Source organism: Stenotrophomonas sp. Marseille-Q5258 (genome assembly GCF_946900935.1).
In the GTDB taxonomy this organism is placed as follows: Bacteria; Pseudomonadota; Gammaproteobacteria; order Xanthomonadales; family Xanthomonadaceae; genus Stenotrophomonas; species Stenotrophomonas nematodicola.
The window spans coordinates 1-19,622 of the sequence record NZ_CAMPPN010000007.1 but is presented as its reverse complement, the minus strand read 5'-3'; the positions used below and the strand labels follow the sequence as shown (position 1 = coordinate 19,622).

General features: G+C 63.2%; 18 protein-coding genes. 5 read left to right on the top strand and 13 right to left on the bottom strand.

Annotated features, from left to right (window positions below):
- Positions 1-45 precede the first annotated feature (45 nt).
- Positions 46-2,202, top strand: coding sequence for a peptidyl-dipeptidase Dcp (dcp, locus tag OC534_RS05180; RefSeq protein WP_136006699.1), 2,157 nt, complete (start codon positions 46-48; stop codon positions 2,200-2,202).
- Positions 2,203-2,425: 223 nt separating this feature from the next.
- Here the strand turns inward: dcp and OC534_RS05175 are convergent, their stop codons facing one another.
- From OC534_RS05175 to OC534_RS05165, 3 genes are all read right to left on the bottom strand, one after another.
- Positions 2,426-3,700, bottom strand: a complete 1,275-nt coding sequence (locus OC534_RS05175; RefSeq protein WP_154081196.1) for a hypothetical protein — start codon at positions 3,698-3,700, stop codon at positions 2,426-2,428.
- Between the two features lie 191 nt (positions 3,701-3,891).
- Complete coding sequence (locus tag OC534_RS05170) at positions 3,892-4,341, bottom strand: 3-dehydroquinate dehydratase (protein WP_136006697.1); 450 nt, start codon at positions 4,339-4,341, stop codon at positions 3,892-3,894.
- Between the two features lie 3 nt (positions 4,342-4,344).
- On the bottom strand, positions 4,345-4,761 hold the full coding sequence (locus tag OC534_RS05165; protein WP_136006694.1) for a hypothetical protein: 417 nt from the start codon (positions 4,759-4,761) through the stop codon (positions 4,345-4,347).
- 177 nt (positions 4,762-4,938) lie between these two features.
- Between OC534_RS05165 and lepB the strand changes: the two genes are divergently transcribed.
- Both lepB and OC534_RS05155 read left to right on the top strand, forming a co-directional pair.
- Entirely contained in the window at positions 4,939-5,571 is a 633-nt protein-coding gene (gene lepB, locus OC534_RS05160) for a signal peptidase I (protein ID WP_017357435.1), read from the top strand.
- 174 nt (positions 5,572-5,745) lie between these two features.
- A complete protein-coding gene (locus OC534_RS05155; protein WP_262071509.1) occupies positions 5,746-6,987 on the top strand; it encodes an MFS transporter in 1,242 nt (413 codons plus the stop codon).
- Here OC534_RS05155 and OC534_RS05150 read toward each other — a convergent pair.
- Complete coding sequence (locus tag OC534_RS05150) at positions 6,977-7,879, bottom strand: LysR substrate-binding domain-containing protein (protein WP_017357433.1); 903 nt, start codon at positions 7,877-7,879, stop codon at positions 6,977-6,979. The two genes, OC534_RS05155 and OC534_RS05150, sit on opposite strands and share 11 nt — an antisense overlap.
- Before the next feature lie 10 nt (positions 7,880-7,889).
- Positions 7,890-8,858, bottom strand: a complete 969-nt coding sequence (locus tag OC534_RS05145; protein WP_262071508.1) for a LysR substrate-binding domain-containing protein — start codon at positions 8,856-8,858, stop codon at positions 7,890-7,892.
- A 108-nt stretch (positions 8,859-8,966) separates the two neighbouring features.
- On the opposite strand from OC534_RS05145, the gene aceB reads away from it, so the two are divergent.
- Both aceB and aceA read left to right on the top strand, forming a co-directional pair.
- Positions 8,967-10,598: a malate synthase A gene (gene aceB, locus OC534_RS05140; RefSeq protein WP_017357431.1), complete on the top strand. Its 1,632-nt coding sequence runs from the start codon at positions 8,967-8,969 to the stop codon at positions 10,596-10,598.
- A gap of 92 nt (positions 10,599-10,690) precedes the next feature.
- Positions 10,691-11,983 carry an isocitrate lyase gene (gene aceA / locus OC534_RS05135; RefSeq protein ID WP_017357430.1) on the top strand — a complete coding sequence of 431 codons (1,293 nt, stop codon included), beginning with the start codon at positions 10,691-10,693 and terminating at the stop codon, positions 11,981-11,983.
- Between the two features lie 94 nt (positions 11,984-12,077).
- Here the strand turns inward: aceA and OC534_RS05130 are convergent, their stop codons facing one another.
- The 8 genes from OC534_RS05130 to OC534_RS05095 all read right to left on the bottom strand — a co-directional run.
- Positions 12,078-12,239 carry a hypothetical protein gene (locus OC534_RS05130; RefSeq protein WP_168355658.1) on the bottom strand — a complete coding sequence of 54 codons (162 nt, stop codon included), beginning with the start codon at positions 12,237-12,239 and terminating at the stop codon, positions 12,078-12,080.
- A gap of 331 nt (positions 12,240-12,570) precedes the next feature.
- Entirely contained in the window at positions 12,571-13,350 is a 780-nt protein-coding gene (locus OC534_RS05125) for a hypothetical protein (RefSeq protein ID WP_166472462.1), read from the bottom strand.
- Positions 13,351-13,512: 162 nt separating this feature from the next.
- Positions 13,513-13,941, bottom strand: coding sequence for a hypothetical protein (locus OC534_RS05120; protein ID WP_262071507.1), 429 nt, complete (start codon positions 13,939-13,941; stop codon positions 13,513-13,515).
- A 46-nt stretch (positions 13,942-13,987) separates the two neighbouring features.
- The gene (locus OC534_RS05115; protein WP_262071506.1) at positions 13,988-14,821 is read right to left on the bottom strand and encodes a hypothetical protein; all 834 of its coding nucleotides are present in this window, start codon (positions 14,819-14,821) and stop codon (positions 13,988-13,990) included.
- A gap of 381 nt (positions 14,822-15,202) precedes the next feature.
- Positions 15,203-16,336: a hypothetical protein gene (locus tag OC534_RS05110; protein ID WP_166472464.1), complete on the bottom strand. Its 1,134-nt coding sequence runs from the start codon at positions 16,334-16,336 to the stop codon at positions 15,203-15,205.
- On the bottom strand, positions 16,333-17,445 hold the full coding sequence (locus tag OC534_RS05105) for a hypothetical protein (protein ID WP_262071505.1): 1,113 nt from the start codon (positions 17,443-17,445) through the stop codon (positions 16,333-16,335). The genes OC534_RS05110 and OC534_RS05105 overlap by 4 nt, the downstream gene beginning before the upstream one ends.
- A 5-nt stretch (positions 17,446-17,450) precedes the next feature.
- Positions 17,451-19,088 carry a hypothetical protein gene (locus OC534_RS05100; RefSeq protein ID WP_262071504.1) on the bottom strand — a complete coding sequence of 546 codons (1,638 nt, stop codon included), beginning with the start codon at positions 19,086-19,088 and terminating at the stop codon, positions 17,451-17,453.
- Positions 19,081-19,622 (bottom strand): DUF2345 domain-containing protein (locus tag OC534_RS05095; RefSeq protein ID WP_262071503.1); only part of this gene is annotated, 542 nt, incomplete at its 5' end. The genes OC534_RS05095 and OC534_RS05100, both read right to left, overlap by 8 nt.

Below are 19,622 nucleotides of genomic sequence, written 5' to 3'. Positions count from 1 at the left end.
GCTGTGGTTGTCCGCCGCCGCACCCCCTTCCAAGGAGCCCGTTTCATGTCGCGTACCGTAGTTTTGGCCGCTGCCATCAGCCTGGCGCTGGCGGCTTGTTCCGGCAAGGAGTCCACCCCCGTGACCGATACCCAGAGCCCCGCCGCGCAGCCGCCGGCCGAGGCCTCCACCAATCCCCTGTTGAGCGCCAGCACGCTGCCGTTCCAGGCGCCGCCATTCGACAGGATCAAGGACAGCGACTACCTGCCGGCCTTCAATGAAGGCATGAAGCAGCACCTGGCCGAGGTCCGCAGGATCGCCGACAACCCCGAGCCGGCCACCTTCGACAACACCATCGAAGCGCTGGAGCGCAGCGGCGAAACCCTGAACCGCGTGTCGCGCATCTTCTTCGGCCTGGTCCAGGCCGATACCAACGACGCGCGCCAGAAGATCCAGGAAGAAGTGGCGCCCAGGCTGGCCGAGCACCAGGACGAGATCAACCTCGACCCGAAGCTGTTTGCCCGCATCAAGACTGTGTACGACCAGCGCGACGCCCTTGGCCTGGACCCGGTGCAGAAGCGCCTGGTCGAGCGTGATTACCAGGAATTCGTCCGCGCCGGCGCGCAGCTCAACGATGCCGACAAGGCCTCCCTGCGCAAGCTCAACGTGGAAGAAACCACGCTGGCCACGCAGTTCCACACCCGACTGGTCGCCGCGACCGCCGCCGGTGCCGTGGTCGTCGATGACAAGGCCAAGCTGGCCGGCCTGGACGAGGATGCGATCAACACCGCCGCCGCCGACGCCAAGGACCGCAAGCTGGACGGCAAGTACGTGCTGCCGCTGCAGAACACCACCCAGCAGCCGGTGCTGGCCTCGCTGAGCGACCGCGACCAGCGCGCCGCCGTGCTCAAGGCGTCGGAAACCCGCGCCGAGAAGGGCGATGCCAACGACACCCGGCAGACCGTGCAGCGCCTGGCCCAGCTGCGTGCGCAGAAGGCCAAGCTGCTTGGCTTTGACAACTACGCCGCCTACAGCCTGGCCGACCAGATGGCCAAGACCCCGGCCGCCGCGCTCAAGCTGCTGACTGACACCGTGCCGGCCGCCACCGCCAAGGCACGCGGCGAAATCGCCGAAATGCAGAAGGTCATCGACGCACAGAAGGGCGGGTTCAAACTCGCCGCCTCGGACTGGGACTTCTACGCCGAACAGGTACGCAAGGCCCAGTACGATCTGGACGAGTCGCAGATCAAGCCGTACTTCGAAATGGACAACGTGCTGCAGAACGGCGTCTTCTACGCCGCCACCCAGCTCTACGGCATCACCTTCAAGCCGCGCACCGACATCCCGACCTATCACCCGGACATGAAGGTCTATGAGGTGTTCGACAAGGACGGCACCTCGCTGGCGCTGTTCTACACCGATTACTTCAAGCGCGACAGCAAGTCCGGTGGCGCCTGGATGGACGTGTTCGTCGAGCAGGACGGTCTGACCGGCGCCAAGCCGGTGGTCTACAACGTGTGCAACTTCACCAAGCCCGCCGCCGGCCAGCCCGCGCTGCTCAGCTTCGATGACGTGACCACGATGTTCCACGAGTTCGGCCATGCGCTGCACGGCATGTTCTCGAAGGTGAAGTACCCGTCCATTGCCGGCACCAGCACCTCGCGCGACTTCGTCGAGTTCCCCTCGCAGTTCAACGAGCACTGGGCGCTGGACCCCAAGGTGTTCGCCAACTACGCCAAGAACTACAAGACCGGCGAACCGATGCCGCAGGCCCTGGTCGACAAGATCCTCAAGGCACGCACCTTCAACCAGGGCTACGCGACCACCGAGTACCTCTCGGCCGCGCTGCTCGACCTGGCCTGGCACACCCAGCCGGCCGACGCGCCGCTGCAGGACGTGGCGCCGTTTGAAGCGGCCGCGCTGAAGAAGTACAAGGTCGACCTGGCGCAGGTGCCGCCGCGCTACCGCACCACCTACTTCGACCACATCTGGGGCGGCGGCTATTCGGCCGGCTACTACGCCTACTTCTGGGCCGAAGTGCTCGACCATGACACCTTCGAGTGGTTCAAGGAACATGGCGGCCTGACCCCGGAAAACGGCCAGGTGTTCCGCGACAAGATCCTCTCGCGCGGCAACAGCGTCGAACTGGCCGACCTCTACCGCGAATTCCGCGGCAAGGACCCGTCGGTGGAACCGCTGCTGGTCAACCGCGGCCTGAAGTAAGCAGCCACCGTTGGTGGGTGCGGTAGGTGCCGCAAGGAACGGCGAATGCCGTTTCTAACGTCGCTTGCCGACGGCCCGGAGGGTGCCCGCCACCGGCGGGCATACCGTTGGTCAGTACGCCTACCGCCGGTAAGCGCTGACATTGAAACGGCAGGGGAGGCCCTGCCGTTTTTCTACCTAATTCCTCGATTCGAACGATGTCCGGTGATGTACTGGTCGCCGCTTACTTTGCGGCATGGCGAAGAATGTCTTCAGCCGCAACTAAGACATAGCCGGGCTTTGCCTTGATTTGTTTTGTAGGCAGCGAATCTTTGGCAGGAAGAGAGTGGATCAGACCCAGAGTGGACAACAGCCCTCCGAGTGCTGCTACTCCCCCCTGTGTGCCTAGGCATACAGCAGAAACACACAGGCCCAGAATGCCTGTGGCATTTCTCCGAATTGTGTTCGACCTGGATATGGAAATCTCCAGCTCGGACCTAACCTGCGCTGCTTGTTCACGCAGCTCAGATACCGTATCCCTCCAGTGAGGATTAAATGGTGACGACTGGTCTGCAGTAAGCCTCCTGGCCATAAACTCGCGAAGTGCCGGAAGAGCTGAGCTGGCTTCATTTCGCAGTTTTAAAGTCTGCTCAATGGTAAGGCCTGAAATCCAAGGAAGGTTTGCGGATCTCTCTGCAGAGAATGCCCGCAAATCCCATGAATCAAGTAATTTTCCATCTTCTGAGAGCAGGGCGGATATGCCTGCATTTGAATTGGAGAATACACTTCCACCCTGCCAGCTGGCACTTTTTGCATCAAGAAATATCGTTTTTATTGATTCTCTGAGGACAGATCTGATTACTTCGGTGTCACTCTTGCCGTGTAAAAATTCATCATTCAAGTGAATATGGATGCCGGGGCTATACATCGCGCCAAAATCAATTGAGTGTCCATCAGCGTCTCGCTCAACTTTTAATGAGGCCCCAAACTCGCGAAGAGCTCGGTCTGTAAGTTGATCAATTCTTGCGTCGAATGAAGTAATGCAATCAGAGCAAAGTCTAGAAAAAGGCGGTGAAAATTTGAATAGACCTGCGGCGATCAATGGCTTGACTTGCTTGAGTACCACGAGGTCGGAGAGGAGCGGGAATGCCTCCTCTATGGTTGGCCTGGATTTCAAAGAATTTATCGTGCTGAAGAATGTGTCGCTGGCGAAAACTTGATCTGCCATCAAGGCGATACTTCGGGAAATTTGTCTCGCGTAGCTCACTCTGCAGGGGACGGCTTGGCACGCACCCTGCCCAGCAAATAGATCTAGCCCTCCACTGAGCACTGCCTTGAATCCATCAAACTCATTGGTCTGGCTGGGCAGGGCGAAGGCACTTGCCGATTGCGACTGATCCTTTAGTTCGCGAAGCATGCCTTTCAGCTTTCGCATAGATCTTCGTCCGTCGGCTAAATCAAACTCCTCGTTCAGCAGCATTGCGATGTGAGGAGGAACTCCAGGTGTGGCATCAATCATTCACAGGCGCTCCAGCACGAGAGATTAGCCGTAGCGCTGAAGGGTTCAGTTGGTCCCGACTACGCTTCGTTAGCGCAGCATCGCACAGAGATTCTATTGAATGGTAGCCACGGCGGGAATCACATAAGAGGGTTCCTTGGCGTTGAAACTCCAATAGTCGCCTCAGTAGTCCGTTCTGCTTTGCGCGGTTCTCACGTTCCCACGTGCACGCCTTCGCGCAGCTCGCTGCAGCCCAGGTGATCCAGCGCGATCTCCAGTGCGTGCACGTAGCTCTGCGCGCAGTAGCCGTGCGCCACGCCGATACGCTGGCCGGCATCGGCCGGCAGGCAGGCTTCCGGCGTGCGGGCGTCATCGTCATGGACTTCCACGTACGGGTTGCGCAGGTGCGGCAGCAGCCGCTGCAGGCGCACGCTGCCCACGCACGCACCCGGATCGAGCAGTGTGACCTCGCCCCGGCTGTGGTCGGCCACGCGCAGGGCGTCCAGCAGTTCCTGTTCCGACCCGCAGGCGCGGATCGCCACGGTGGTACCGGCGTCGATCGCGCGGTGCACCAGCGATTTGAGCACCGGCGCCGGCAGCGGCACCGCCGTGCGGATCAGCGCGCCACTGGCTTCCGGGCCACGGATGATGAAAATCGACATGGCTCAGGCACTCCCCACGGCGGGCTGCAGGCGTCGTGCGGCGATCGCCAGTGACAGCCGGCAGGCTTCCTCGCGGCTGCGGCCACACACCACCCGTGCAGCCGGCGCATGCTGCGGATGCAGGCGGTCATCAAGCGCGTCATCGTCGTTGCTGGCCATCTCGATGTACGGCGCCGGCAGCGCGTCCAGCGCCGCGCGCACCGCTGCGCCGTACCGGGCCCACTGCGGAGCCGCCACGGCGGTGGTTGCGATCAGCACCCAGGCCGGGCGGCTGCGTCGTGCGGCCTGCAGGCAGCGCACCAGCGCCGGCAGCGAGTCGCAGTCATGGCAGGCCAGGCGGTGCCCGGCGACCCGGGCAGGCAGCGGCGCGGCATCCGGCGCCGCGCTCGGCGGCGTGTGCCGGATCAGCAGGATGGTCATGGAACACCTCGTTGGAGCGCCCTGCGGCGCGGTGGGGTCACGATGCGGCCGCAGGCCGTAAAACCGCCATGCCACGGCCGCAGCGGCGGCGTAAATACCGCGTAGCTTTCCGTCGGGCGCCCGGGAACTTGCCGGCCGCCACCACGGTCACACCGCCACCCCTCACCGAGCGCTGACATGGATACCCACGCTGCCCGCCCCGCCGCAGGACACAACCGCGTACTGCATTGGCTGAAGAAGGAAGCGCTGCCGCTGCTGGTGATGCTGGGCCTGCTCGCCGCTGCGCGCGACACCCTGGCCAACCACTATCAGGTGCCCAGCGGTTCGATGCAGCACACGCTGATGCCCGGCGATCGCGTGGTGGTGGACATGCGCGCCTATGGCCTGCGCCTGCCCTTCACCGGACTGGAGCTGATGGCCACCGGCACCCCGCAGCGCGGCGATGTGGCCGTGTTCGATTCGCCGCGCGATGGCGTCCGTCTGATCAAGCGCATCGCTGCCGTGGGCGGCGACCGGGTCGACCTGCGCGATGGCCATCTGACCATCAACGGCCGCCCGCTGGCCGACGCCAGCCAGGGCGAGGTCGAGGACTTCGGTACCCATCTGGCCCAGCTCGATCTTGGCCAGGGCGGCGGCCCCGACATCGCCGGGCTGACCGTGCCGGCCGGCAAGGTGCTGATGCTGGGCGACCACCGCGGCAACAGCCTGGATGGCCGCTTCTTCGGCCTGGTCGAGGCCTCGGCGCTGTACGGCAAGGCCTCGCACGTGTACTGGCGGCGCGGCGACGGGTTCACCTGGCAGGCGCTGTAAGCGGCACATTGCACCGGCGCGGGTCACCCCTCGCCGGTGGTGACTCGACCGGTATCTGCATTGATATTCGAAACGTCTCAATCCAGACATTCCAGGTTATGGATCGTCCTGTAACGGCTGCCTATCCTGACCGCTGACCCTTACGCACCGGCCCGCCCCCTGGGCCCTGACGCAATGAACGGCGACACCGCAGCCCTGACGCCCACCTCCCACATCGTGCAGGGCACGCCGGCGTTCCGGCGCACGGCTGCCGCCCTGTTCCTGGCGGGCTTCTCCACCTTCGGTCTGCTCTACACCGTGCAGCCGCTGCTGCCCGAGTTCAGCCGCCACTTCGGCGTGTCGGCGGCCAGCAGCGCGCTGGCGCTGTCGCTCAGCACCGGCCTGCTGGCGGTGTCGATGCTGATTGCCGGGTTGATCTCCGACCGCATCGGCCGGCGCAGTGTGATGGTTGCCGCGCTGCTGGCGTCCAGCGTGTTGTCCGTTGCCACGGCGATGGTGGATGACTGGTCCACCCTGCTGGTGCTGCGCACGCTGCTCGGCATCGCGCTGAGCGGCGTACCGGCGGTGGGCATGACCTACCTCGCCGAAGAAATGGACAGCCGCGCGCTCGGCCTGGCGATGGGCCTGTACATCGGCGGCAACGCCATCGGCGGCATGAGCGGGCGCCTCATCGCCGGCATCGTCGCCGACCACTGGGGCTGGCGCTGGGGCATCGGCGTGGTCTCGTTGATCGCGGTGGCAAGCACGCTGCTGCTGTGGGTCCAACTGCCGCCGTCGCGCCATTTCCAGAGCCGCCGCAGCGGCCTGCGTGAACTGCCGGCGCGCTGGCGCAGCCTGTTTGCCGACCCCGGCCTGCCGTTGCTGTTCGCCACCGCCTTCGTGCTGATGGGGGTGTTCGTCACCCTCTACAACTACCTCGGCTACCACCTGATGGCGCCCCCGTATGGCCTCAGCCAGACCGTGGTCGGCCTGATCTTCAGCGTCTACCTGGTGGGCACCTTCAGCTCGGCATGGATGGGGCAGCAGGCCAACCGCTACGGGCGCAGCCGCGTCCTGGGCATCTGCTATGGCCTGATCGCGCTGGGCATCGCGCTGCTGGCGCTGCCGTGGCTGGGCTGCATGGCCGCCGGCATCGCGCTGGTGACCTTCGGCTTCTTCGGCGGGCACTCGGTGGCCAGCAGCTGGGTCGGCAGCCGCGCCGGTGCGATGCGCGCCGACGCATCGGCGCTGTACCTGTTCGCCTACTACCTCGGCTCCAGCGTGGCCGGCGTACTCGGCGGGGTGTTCTACACGCACTGGGACTGGCTCGGCGTGTGCGGCTTCGTCGGCCTGCTGACCGTGGCCGGCGCTGCCGTCGCCTGGCGCCTGGGACGCCGTACGCAACCGGCCACCGGCGTGCTCGCGCTCAGCCGCTGACGTCCTGCAGCAGCCGGGTGAAGTGCGCGATCAACGGTGATGCCGTACCGCGCCGGCAGGCCACGTGGACTTCCGAACTCGCCGCGCGATCGCTGAGCGCGACGAAGCGCGCACCGTCCACCTGAATGTGGCTGCACGAGGCCGGCAACACCGTAACGCCCAGTCCCGACGCGGCCAGGCTGATCAGCGTCGAGGCCTCGCCGGCCTCCTGCACGATGCGCGGCGTGAACCCGGCGCTGCGGCACAGCGCGATGACATGATCATGGATGCCGGCACCGACCTCGCGCAGGAAGCCCACGAACGGCTCATGCGCGAACAGCCGCAACGCCACTGCCGCATCGGCGGGCAGACCGCGCACCAGCGGGTGCTGGTCGTGCACCACCAGCGCCAGTGGATCGCTGAACAACCGGCGCGACATCAACGGTGCCGGCAGCGCACGTTTGCGGATCAGCCCGACATCCAGCTCGCCGGCCATCAGCGCATCGATCTGCTGGAGGGTATTCATCTCGCGCAGCTTCAACTGCACCTGCGGAAACTGCTGGCGGTAAGCGAAGATCGCCCGTGGAATCTGCGTGGACAGCGGCGTGGCGCGGGTCAGCCCGATGCGCAGTTCGCCGGTTTCGCCGCGCTGCGCGCGCTGGGTGAGGTCGACTGCCTTGTCCATCCGCGCCAGCACCGCGCCGGCCTGCTCCTGCAGCACGCGCCCGGCATCGGTGAGTTCCACGCGGCGGTTGGTGCGCAGGAACAGGCGCGCGCCCAGCAGCGTTTCCAACTGACGGATCTGCTGGCTGAGCGGTGGTTGCGACATCCCCAGCCGCTCGGCGGCGCGGCCGAAGTGAAGGGTATCGGCCACCGCCAGAAAATAGCGCAGGTGGCGCAGTTCGATCGACATGGCAGGCGCGTCAGCGTTCGGAGTGACCGCTTTCATCATAGCTGCGCGGACTGAACAGGTCCGGCTGGATCAGCTCGATGAAGGCGCGCGCCTGCGGCGACAGGAACCGCCCGCGGCGCACGATCACCCCGTAGCTGCGCTCGGGGAACCAGGCGCTCATTGAGCGGGTGGCCAGGCGGTCGCAGTCGGCATCGTTGAGGCACAGCGCCGGTACGATCGAGATGCCCATGCCCATCGCCACGTACTGCTTGATCACCTCCCAGCCGCCCACTTCCAGCGCCACCGTATAGGGAACGCGCTGCCGCTGGAACACCTGGTCCACCAGGCGGTAGGTGATCTGGCGCTTCGGCGGCAGCACCAGCGGGTAGGCCGAGATCGCGGCCAGGGTCAGCTCGGGCAGGGTGGCCAGCGGATGCGCGGGTGGGGTGATCAGCACCTGCTCGAAGCGGTAGGCCGGGGCGTAGCTCAGGTCGGCCGGCACGTCGGTCATCGAGCCCACCGCCAGGTCGGCCGCGTCGCTGCGCAGCAGGTCGGTGCCGTCGGCGCTGATCGCGTTGTGCAGGGTCAGCCGCACATCCGGATGGCGCTGGCGGAAGCGCTCCACGATGCGCGGCAGCAGGTACAGGATGGTCGAACTGTTGGCGGCGATGTTGAGCTCGCCGGCGTCCAGCCCCTTCACCTTGTCGCGGAAGCTGGCCTCCAGCCCATCCAGGTTCTCCACCAGCGGCTGGGCCATTTCATACAGCAGCTGGCCTTCACGGCTGGGCACCAGCCGGCGCCCGCTGCGCTCGAACAGACCCACCCCCAGTTCCCGTTCCAGCGCCTGCAACTGCTGGCTGATGGCCGGCTGGCTCACAAACAGCGCCTCGGCTGCCCGTGAGACCGAGCCGAGACGGACGGTCTGGCAGAACGCCCGAAGCGGTTTCAGCCGGTCGGATTTGTAGGAAAACCGGGGGCTTGGGGGGCGCGGTGTGGGCATGGCGTAACGAGTATAAGCACAACTTATGTAAAGCATTGCAATAACTGCTTTGTCAAATATCGATACGTCGGCGCACGGTGTAGCCCTACCGCACCGCAGGAGTCGTCCATGTCCGCCGTCGCTTACGCCACCGCCCAGCCCACCCCTGCCGACGCCCCGGCCACGCCGGGCATCGCCCTCACCACCCAGCTCGCCGGCCAGTCCGCGCTGCTGCCGGCGGGGGTACTGGCGCTGCTGGTGTCGCTGCACCGTGCGGTCGAGCCCGAGCGCCAGCGCAGGCTGCAGGCACGCCAGGCGCGCCAGGCCTTCTTCGACGGCGGTGGGTTGCCCGACTTCCGGACGGATACCGCCGCCATCCGCGCCGACGACTGGACCGTGGCGCCCATTCCGGATGCCCTGCAGGACCGTCGCGTCGAGATCACCGGCCCGACCGACCCGAAGATGGTCATCAACGCGCTGAACTCCGGCGCCAAGGTGTTCATGGCCGACTTCGAGGATTCCACCGCCCCGGCCTGGCGCAACCTGCTGGCGGGCCAGCAGGCGCTGATCGGCGCCGTGCGAGGCGACCTCACCCATACCGCGCCCAACGGCAAGCAGTACGCGCTGCGCCCGTTGAACGAGCAGGCCGTGCTGATCGTGCGCCCGCGCGGCTGGCACCTGGACGAAAAGCACGTGCGCATCGACGGCCAGCCGCTGGCCGGTGGCCTGTTCGATGCGGCCGTGTTCGCGTACCACAACGCCCGCACCCTGATGTGCCGCCAGCGCGGCCCGTACTTCTACCTGCCCAAGCTGCAGAGCATGGAAGAGGCCGCGCTGTGGGAAACCGCGCTGTCGCACATCGAGGGCATGCTCGGCCTGCCGCACGGCCAGATCAAGGTGACCGTGCTGATTGAGACGCTGCCGGCAGTGTTCGAGATGGACGAGATCCTGCATGCGCTGCGCGACCGCATCGTCGGCCTGAACTGCGGGCGTTGGGACTACATCTTTTCCTACATCAAGACCTTCCGCCGCCATCGCGACAAGGTGCTGCCCGAGCGCGGCCAAGTGACCATGACCCAGCCGTTCCTGAAGGCGTACTCGGAACTGCTGATCCAGACCTGCCATCGCCGTGGCGCACACGCGATGGGCGGCATGGCCGCGCAGATTCCGATCAATCACGATCCGGCCGCCAACGAGCAGGCGATGGCACGGGTGCGCGCGGACAAGCTGCGCGAAGTGAGCGCTGGCCACGACGGCACCTGGGTCGCGCATCCGGCGCTGATTCCGGTGGCCCAGGCGATCTTCGATGCGCACATGCCCGGGCCAAACCAGCACCAGGTGCTGCGCCGCGATGTGCAGGTGGATCGCGACGCTTTGATCGCCACCCCGACCGGCACCATCACCCGCGCCGGCTTCGAGGGCAACGTGGACGTGTGTGTGCGCTACCTGGCGGCCTGGCTGGATGGCAACGGCTGCGTGCCGATCCACCACCTTATGGAGGACGCGGCCACTGCCGAGATCAGCCGCAGCCAGTTGTGGCAGTGGCTGCATACCGGCGGACAGCACCTGGACGACGGTACCGCCATCGACCTGGCGCTGCTCGACGCCGCACTGGCCCAGCTGCCCGCGCGCCTTGGCGACCGCAGCGCGCTGCCCGGCGCGTCGCGCATCGAAGAAGCCATCGCCCTGCTGGCCGACCTCAGCCGCCGCGACGAACTCACCGACTTCCTGACCCTGCCCGCCTACGACCGCATCGATTGACCCATCCCCGTAGAGCGGGGCTCTGCCCCGCCGCCACATACCCGTAGAGCGGGGCTCTGCCCCGCTGCCCCAATGCCCCCTGGAGAACCGACATGAGCAAGCTGCCCACCGCCGAACAGATCCAGCACGAATGGAACACCGACCCGCGCTGGGCCGGCATCCAGCGCAACTACAGCGCCGCCGACGTGGTCCGCCTGCGCGGCACCGTGCACGTGGAGCACTCGCTGGCCCGGCTGGGCGCTGAGAAGCTGTGGAAGTACCTGCATGAAAAGGACTTCGTCAACGCGCTCGGCGCGCTGACCGGCAACCAGGCCATGCAGCAGGTCAAGGCCGGGCTCAACGCGATCTACCTGTCCGGCTGGCAGGTGGCCGCCGACGCCAACCTGGCCGGCCAGATGTACCCGGACCAGTCGCTGTACCCGGCCGATTCGGTGCCGGCAGTGGTCAAGCGCATCAACAACACCCTGCTGCGCGCCGACCAGCTGCACCACGCCGAAGGCAAGGACGAGATCGACTTCCTGCAGCCGATCGTGGCCGACGCCGAGGCCGGCTTCGGCGGTGTGCTCAACGCCTTCGAACTGATGAAGGCGATGATCGAAGCCGGCGCCGCCGGCGTGCATTTCGAGGACCAGCTGGCCTCGGTGAAGAAGTGCGGCCACATGGGCGGCAAGGTGCTGGTGCCGACCCGCGAGGCGATCGAGAAATTGAACGCCGCGCGCCTGGCGGCTGACGTGCTCGGCGTGCCCACCCTGCTGGTGGCGCGCACCGACGCCGAGGCGGCCGACCTGCTGACCAGCGACATCGACGCCAACGACCAGCCGTTCGCCACGGGCGAGCGCACCGTGGAAGGCTTCTACAAGACCCGCAACGGCCTGGACCAGGCGATCAGCCGCGGCCTCGCCTACGCCCCGTACGCCGACCTGATCTGGTGCGAAACCGGCAAACCGGACCTGGAATTTGCGCGCCGCTTCGCCGAGGCGATCCACGCAAAGTTCCCCGGCAAGCTGCTGGCCTACAACTGCTCGCCCAGCTTCAACTGGAAGAAGAATCTGGACGACGCCACCATCGCGAGCTTCCAGAAGGAGATCGCGACCTACGGCTACAAGTTCCAGTTCATCACCCTGGCCGGCTTCCACGCCCTGAACTACTCCATGTTCAACCTGGCGCACGGCTACGCCCGCCGCCAGATGAGCGCCTTCGTGGAACTGCAGGAAGCCGAGTTCGCCGCCGCCGACCGCGGCTTCACGGCGGTCAAGCACCAGCGCGAGGTTGGTACCGGCTACTTCGATGCCGTCACCCAGGCGATCCAGCAGGGCCAGTCCTCGACGACCGCCCTGAGCGGTTCGACGGAAGAAGAGCAGTTCAGCGCCGGGCGCGCGGCCTGAGGAGCATCACGGGCGGCCAGGGAGGGCCGCAGTGGCGGTCGGTCGGAGGGGGCGTCGCCGCTGTCTGTGTGGGGGAGCGGTCCGGTGATTGGGACTATCGTTCGTGGAACAGGCGATCCCACTTGATCGACTTCCAGTACTTCATCACCTCGCGACGGCGCAGGAAGGTGATGACCCAGTCCATCGCTTCGTCCACGGCGCGGGCGACGTGATTGAGGCCGAAGCGGCGGACGTAGAGGAAGAAGATCTTCAGCACGCCCTTCAGCAGGGAGCCGACGGTAGGGCAACCCGATCAGGCACAGCACCAGCTCCATCCAGGCCAAGGCGTCGCTGCTGTCGTTGTTGATCTGTTTGCAGCTTGCGATGATGTCGCGTACGTCGCAGACGTGGTCCACACTGGGAATCATCGAGACGGCGGTGTCGAAGGTCCTCTCCCTCTTGCGGATGACATTCATGGATGCGGCCTTCCACCGTACGGATCGTTGCCGGCGGCTTGGGGCAGTTGATCGGGCCGGTCGGTTCCGGGAGCGTCTCGAAGGGGCCGTGTGAAAGTGCTGCTGCAGCGAACAAGAAAGATGGAAGCAGGCTCATGGCTGATCGGTGTGCTGGACGTTGGGCGGACAGAAGGCCACACACACACCGAGACGATTGAGCAGCGGTCGTACCGGCTCGTCATGTCGCTGGAAGCTCCACCTCAGCTCAAGGCCGCCAGCGCTGAAGCCGGGATAGGTGTAGTTGCGAAAGTTGCCATCGGGATCATCCTTTAAATACGACGTCATCAAGTAGGCCTCACCGCAATGACCGTTGATGTACGTGCCTGCTGGGTGATGGGGAATGTCCGGCCCGGGCCAATTGCTGACCTGGCTTTCGTCCAGTACGGGACACAGCATCTTTCCATCGACCACCAATCCGTAGAAGCCTACACTCCGCATCCGATCGGTTGGGCTCGTCCACTTGAGCTTCTCCTTGTCGTCCGGCGGCGGCATGCGGTAGAACACATTCGCACGCGGCCAGAGGCGGATGCCGGAGATGCGCACTTCCATCATCTGTTCTCCGATAGCCGACGCATCGTTGGAGTCGATCACCATGCCGTGGCGATCGAAAATATAGAAGTACTGTGCGGCCATCGCGGCAGGGTTGCGGGATGAAACTATCGCCCGGAACGGCCAATCCTCGGGCGGGTGGTAGCTGCCTGTCCCCTGGGGTGGCAGTCTTGTCGAACCGAAGTTCACCCTCCAGTGCGTCTGCTCGTCAGGTGGGGTGACATCCCGGTAGGCACTCTCCCCCTCTTGCGGATGGCACTCATAGATCCGGCCTTCCACCGTGCGGATAGTGGCCGGGGGCTTGGGGCAGTTGATCGGCCCCATTGCTGCAGACGGAAGAGTCTCAAAGGGAGCCTGAGAGAGTCCCGCGGCAGCGAAGAGGAAAGGTAGAAGCAAGCTCATGGCTGGTCGGTGCCCATGCTGATATGGATGTGGTGGATATGCGTGTTGTCCGTAGCGAACGCCTCGGTGTTACCTCGTTCTTGGTCAACTGCCGGAGATACGCACTTCCATCATCTGTTCTCCGATAGCCGACGCATCGTTGGAGTCGATCACCACGCCGTGGCGATCGAAAATGTAGAAGTACTGCGCGGCCATCGCGGCAGGGTTGCGGGAAGAAATGATCGCCCGGAACGGCCAATCCTCGGGCGGGTGATAGCTTCCCGTTCCCTGGGGCGGCAGTCGTGTCGAACCGAAGTTCACCCTCCAGTGTGTCTGCTCGTCAGGTGGGGTGACATCTCGGTACGCATCCTCTCCCTCTTCCGGATGGCATTCATAGATGCGGCCCTCCACCGTACGGATGGTGGAGGGGGGCTTGGGGCAGTTGATCGGGCCCATTTGCTCTCCCGGCAGAGTCTCGAATAGACCCGGTGAAATCGACGCGGCGGCTAGGGCGAAGGGATAGAGAAAGCTCATGGCTGATCGGTGTACTGGACGTTGGGGTGGGGAGAAAGGTTCCCGCCTATTTCGGCGGACAGAAGGCCACACACACACCGAGACGATTAAGTAGCGGTCGCACCGGCTCGTCATGCCGCTGGAAGCTCCACCGCAGCGCAGCGCCGCCGGCGCGGAAGCCGGGATAGGCGTAGTAGCGGAAGTTGTCGTCCGGATCGTTCGGGAGGGTAGACTCGATCCGGTAGGCCTCGCCGCAGTGACCATTGATGTACGTGCCTGCTGGGTGGTTGGGGATGTCTGGTCCAGGCCAACTGCTGACCAGGCTTTCATCCAGCACGGGACACAGCATCTTTCCATCGACCACCAATCCGTAGAAGCCCACATCCCGCATCCGATCGGTTGGGCTCGTCCACTTGAGCTTTTCCTTGTCGTCTGGTGGCGGCATGAGGTAGAACACATTCGCACGCGGCCAGAGGCGGATGCCGGAGATGCGCACTTCCATCAACTGCTCTCCAATAGCCGACGCATCGTTGGAGTCGATCACTACGCCGCGGCGATCAAAAACATAGAAGTACTCCGCCGCCATTGCTGCGGGATTGCTTGATGAGACGATTGCCCGGAACGGCCAATCTTCGGGCGGGTGATAGCTGCCTGTTCCCTGCGGTGGCAGTCGTGTCGAACCGAACCTCATCCTCCAGTGCGTCTGCTCGTCAGGTGGGGTGACATCCCGGTAAGCATCTTCTCCCTCTTGCGGATGGCATTCATAGATGCGGCCCTCCACCGTACGGATCGTTGCGGGCGGCTTGGGGCAGTTGATCGGGCCGGTCGGTTCCGGGAGCATCTCGAAGGGGCCGTGTGAAAGTGCTGCGGCAGCGAGGACGAAAGGAAAAAGCAGGCTCATGGCTGATCGGTGCCCATGCTGATATGTATGTGGTGGATGTGCGTGTCATTGGTGGCCAACACCTCCGTGATCGCGGGAATCGGATGGGCGAGGTCACGCTGCTGCATCCAACAAGTCCGACAACCAGCGCAGTAGTTCGTGGTAAGTACCTCGGCGCCTCGTAGCCTCAAGGCTGCAAGGAGAGATCGTCACAATCACCTCTGAAGTCCACTATCGCCTCGATCTACAAGGATGCTGTGCTGCCGGCGAACCCGATCAGCTGATTGATCTGCTCCAGCAGACCCTTGAGGCAAGGGAGGGAGGCGAAGCGACAGAGCAGCGTGGCCTGACGCCTGTGTCACAGATTGAGCACCAGATTTGCGCCTGAACCCATGATCGCGCTCAGAGCTTGGGGTCGGACTGATCGGGCGACCAGATCCAAAGCACATTGCCGTAGTCGCTGCCCTTCAACTCGGGGAAGCGGTCATCCTTCTTGAAGTAGCGGCGGGATCCCATTTGGGCCGGGGTGTACCACCAGCCGTTCTGTGGCACCTGTTGGCCCGCTTCGACTCTGTGTGGGCGAGTGGCGGTCGCGACGCTCGACGTGCCTGCGTAGGTGCCGTCGATCTCCTCATACTCATCGTCGATCAGCTCAACAAAGAACCAACGGCAAGGTCGATCCTCAAAGCTTTCCCGGGATGCAGCTGCGGGTGCCAGGTGGGGGCGCGACCTTTCGCGCTGTTGGATGTTTCGAAGGAGGAGGCCCTCCGGGCCACTGATCAGTCGATGAAGTCCGTCGACATCTTCCCAAAGTCCTTCCCTGCCAACACGCTCCAATGCGAGCTTGCCGAATTGGTTAAGCGTGTAGGTATTGCCAAGTTCACCATGTCCACCCGTCCAGCCGAACTGCAAGGAGCCATAAGGATCATCTGCTGGGACATACGCGCCCGTGCGCGGGGGCGTGTCGCCGCTGAAGCAACAAAGGTCTGAGCGAACACGGAATCTCGGGATGTGCGAAAACCCTTTCCCGTCCTCCTGCCATAGTGACCAGAATACGAAATCGTCCCACAAGCTCGGCCTACTCATCATTTCGCTGATCTTGCTCGCATAGTGAAAGACAGCCTGGGCACGATGTTTGAACTGCTCCTCCTGGTCCTGAGTCGCCCAAGGCATCTGGTACGCATACTCGTCCAGCATGCGTGAGCACTGGCGCTCGCCGGCGATGTCAAAAACCTGATGCGCGCGCGCGGCGATGTCCTTGATAACACCCTCCCTGAATTCCATCAGAGCAGGGTAAGCGTACGTTGAGAAGTGTCCAGCAGTGTCGATCGGCTGCCAGTTCGCGAGCATTCTTCCTGCCGGATCTAGATTGGAGCGTTCTTCCAAAAGTGATTCAGCGAAAGAGACGAGCAGATCAATTCTGTTTAGAAGGCCTTCCACATATGCCAGTGACGAGAAGTGGTAGAGCAGCGTGGCTTGACGCTTTTGCCAGGAATTGAGCTCCAAATATCTTGATGAACTTACAGTCTCATTCATAGCTTCGGATCGGACTGATCGGGTGACCAGATCCAAAGCACATTGCCGTAGTCGCTGCCCTTCAACTCGGGGAAGCGGTCATCCTTCTTGAAGTAGCGGCGTGATCCCATTTTTGCCGGGGTGTACCACCAGCCGCTTTGTGGGACGACTTGGCCCGCTTCGACTCTGTGAGGGAGAGTGGAAGTCGCGACGTTCGCCGTGCCTGCGTAGGTGCCGTCGATCTCTTCGTATTCGTCGTCCAGCATCTCGACGAAGTACCATCTACACGGGCGCGCTTCAAAGGAGTGGCGAGCGACAGTCGAGGGCCCGAGCGACACGCTGGACCGTTCCATCTCGCTCACAAGATTCTTGTGCTTGCGTTCGTTGATGATCTGATGGAGCAGCGCAGCGTTGGACCACAGCCCCCCCCTACCCACTCGATCCAATACGTATCTCCCAAAAGAGTTGAGCGTACGTGCGTCTCCCAACTCTCCGTGTCCGCCAGTCCAAGCGAACTGAAGGGCTCCAAATGGATCATCTGCCGGCATGTACACGCCGGTCCTGGGCGGCATATGGCCCGATCGGGCCTGGATATCTGTGTGGACTCTGAAGCTGGGAATGGAGGGGAATGCCACCTTCTCCTGTTCCCACGTTATCCAGAAGGTGAAATCGGTGTATGAAAATGGTCGGCGGATGATGTCGCTGATGTTCTCCGCATGCCTGAAGGCCGCCTCAGATCGGGCTCTGAATTCGCTCTCCTGCTCGGTGGTTGCCCAAGTCATCTGATACGCGTACTCATCGAGCATTCGGGCGCACTGATTATCACCAACGGCAAAGTAGCGTTGGAAGGCGCGTGCTGCCAACGCGTGAATGGCACTCTCACGAAACTCAACAAGTGCAGGGTAGGCAAACGTGGAGAAGTGAGTTGCTGTACTGACGGAACTCCAGCCTGCAAGCGCGGCTCCCGCGACATCGAGAGGACTTCGTTGATCAACGATTTCGTCAGCGAAGCTGATGAGCGCATCGATCTTGGGGAGGAGTCCCTTCAGGTAACCTGCTGAGGCGAAGTGGTACAAGAGTGCCGCCTGACGCTTGTGCCAAGGGTTGAGCTCAGGCTGGCTCTTGGACATTTCGTTCAACTCCTGGTTATCTGGCCGGGAAGATAGGGTAGGCCAAGTCTGACGTCATTCGACTGCGAGTCAAAATCCTTGGTTCCCCAGTTCGTGTCGAACGGACCCACGATCTTCGGATGATTGATCTCTGTGCGCAGGCTTTGGTATCTGGCCTGTTCATGTGCCGGAAGGTCCTTCCACGCGTCATAAGTCATAGGGCTGGGGGTGAGAGCCCCAGTCCTCGGATGCGCTTCGTAGTAAATGCTGCTGTCCTTTGCAGTTTTTATGGTATCAGTTGAACTTCGCAGAGAACGTCCTTCCTCGTCGAACAGAGCACTGCTATCGAACTTGATCTGTTCGTAACCTCCTTCAAGGTGATGCCCGGGTAGCTCATCCTTCTCTTGAGCCGCAGATTTCCCGCGCCAAACCTTTAACTTTTCGCCGCGTTTGAGCTCATAGATGACGAACTGACCGTTTGGATTCCAGTCGGGCCATACGGCATGAAACTTGCGCCAGTCTGATTTGGGGTCGTCAGATCGCATGATTTTCTTGAAAACGTCTTCTGACATCCAGTCGGCACTGGCAGCAAAGTTACTTGGAGAAACGACTCGATACAGTTTGAGCGGGCCGTTGAGTTCTACTGCTTCTAAAGTGGAGAAGCTCCGAATCTGAGAGTTGGTGAGTTTCGGATAGTCATGATCATTGGATGCTTGATCGACTTGTGCACGCACATCTTTAGGAGCTATGGGCGTATTCCTTGAGATGTTTCCTGTGCTTAGCCAGCGGGGCGGCGGACTTGCTTGCCGCATCAATGTAACCGCACGCGCTTCCGGCAGCGTTCCCGTGAAATGCACATTCCCCGCGTCAAGAACGCCGCGGCGCTGTACCAGATCCTCGATCTCAAGGCGACGAATGATCTCGTCCAGGATTTTCAGCGCGGGGGCCGTATGGGCGCTGATCTTCTTTGTCGCCAGGGCCTTGACGTCTTTCACCAGCTTGATGGTGTCCTGCGCGGCGGGTCCAATGAAGGGGATGTTCTTGACGAAGCCGAGCAGGTTGTCCATCAGGCTGATGGCGCGATCAAAGGCGTCCAGCAGGATCTTGGGGCTGACCAGGGCACGTACGATACGGGTCTGATTCGCCAGTTCGTGGAACAGACGATCCCACTTGAGCGACTTCCAGTACTTCATCACCTCGCGACGGCGGAGGAAGGTGATGACCCAGTCCATCGCTTCGTCCACGGCGCGGGCGACGTGATTGAGGCCGAAGCGGCGGACGTAGAGGAAGAAGATCTTCAGCACGCCCTTCAGCAGGGAGCCGACGGTAGGGATCAACCCGATCAGGCACAGCACCAGCCCGACCCAGGCCCAGGTGTCGCTGCTGTCTTTGTTGATCTGTTTGCAGCTTGCGATGATGTCGCGTACGTCGCAGACCTGGTCCACGCCGGGAATCATCGAGACGGCGGTGTCGAAGGCAATCTGACCGGTGGTGCGCTGCTCGTTGAAGTCGCCCTGGATGGCCTCCCACAGCCAGACAAAGACGTTCTTGGTTCCGTCAGCTACAGCGCTGTACTGATCGGTGACGAATGCGAGGGCTTCGCGGAGCTGCTGCAGCGTGACCGGTGCGGCCTGGTTGGGGCGGTCAACCCCGCCGTCAGCCATGACCACCTTCCTTGGCAGCGGCGATCAGCTCAAGCGCGGGCCAGGCGTTGTCCTTGTTCGGTTCGCGCGCCTGATAAATCACCTTGGCGACCTTCCTGTTAGGGATGGGACCGTGGTGCGCCTTGCCATCCGCGTCGAGCCTGCCGGTAATGGTGGCGCCGTTGTCGAAGTGAATTTCGTATGGCGTACCGGCCATAGCCTGCTGCGTGTCTACGTCCATGTAGTTCAGTGCTATCCAATGAGTGAGTTGCTGTGTGCCGTCCGGTAGCGGCGGCAGGAAGGCTTCGTTCTTCTCCCCGCCCATGAACGGATGCTGCCCGGCCTTGACGGTAAACGTGCCCGGGCAGCTGAAAGTGATGTTGCCGCCTTCCAGCGTGATCGCGCTGTTGCCAGCCTGCAGCACCACCTTCTGCTGGGCCAGGATGTCGATGCGGTCGTCGGTGGCGGTCACGGTGATGGCCTGGTCGGCCAGCAGCTCCAGCTCGCCGGTGTTGGACTGCAGGCTCACCGGGCCGTTGGCGGCAATCACCTTGA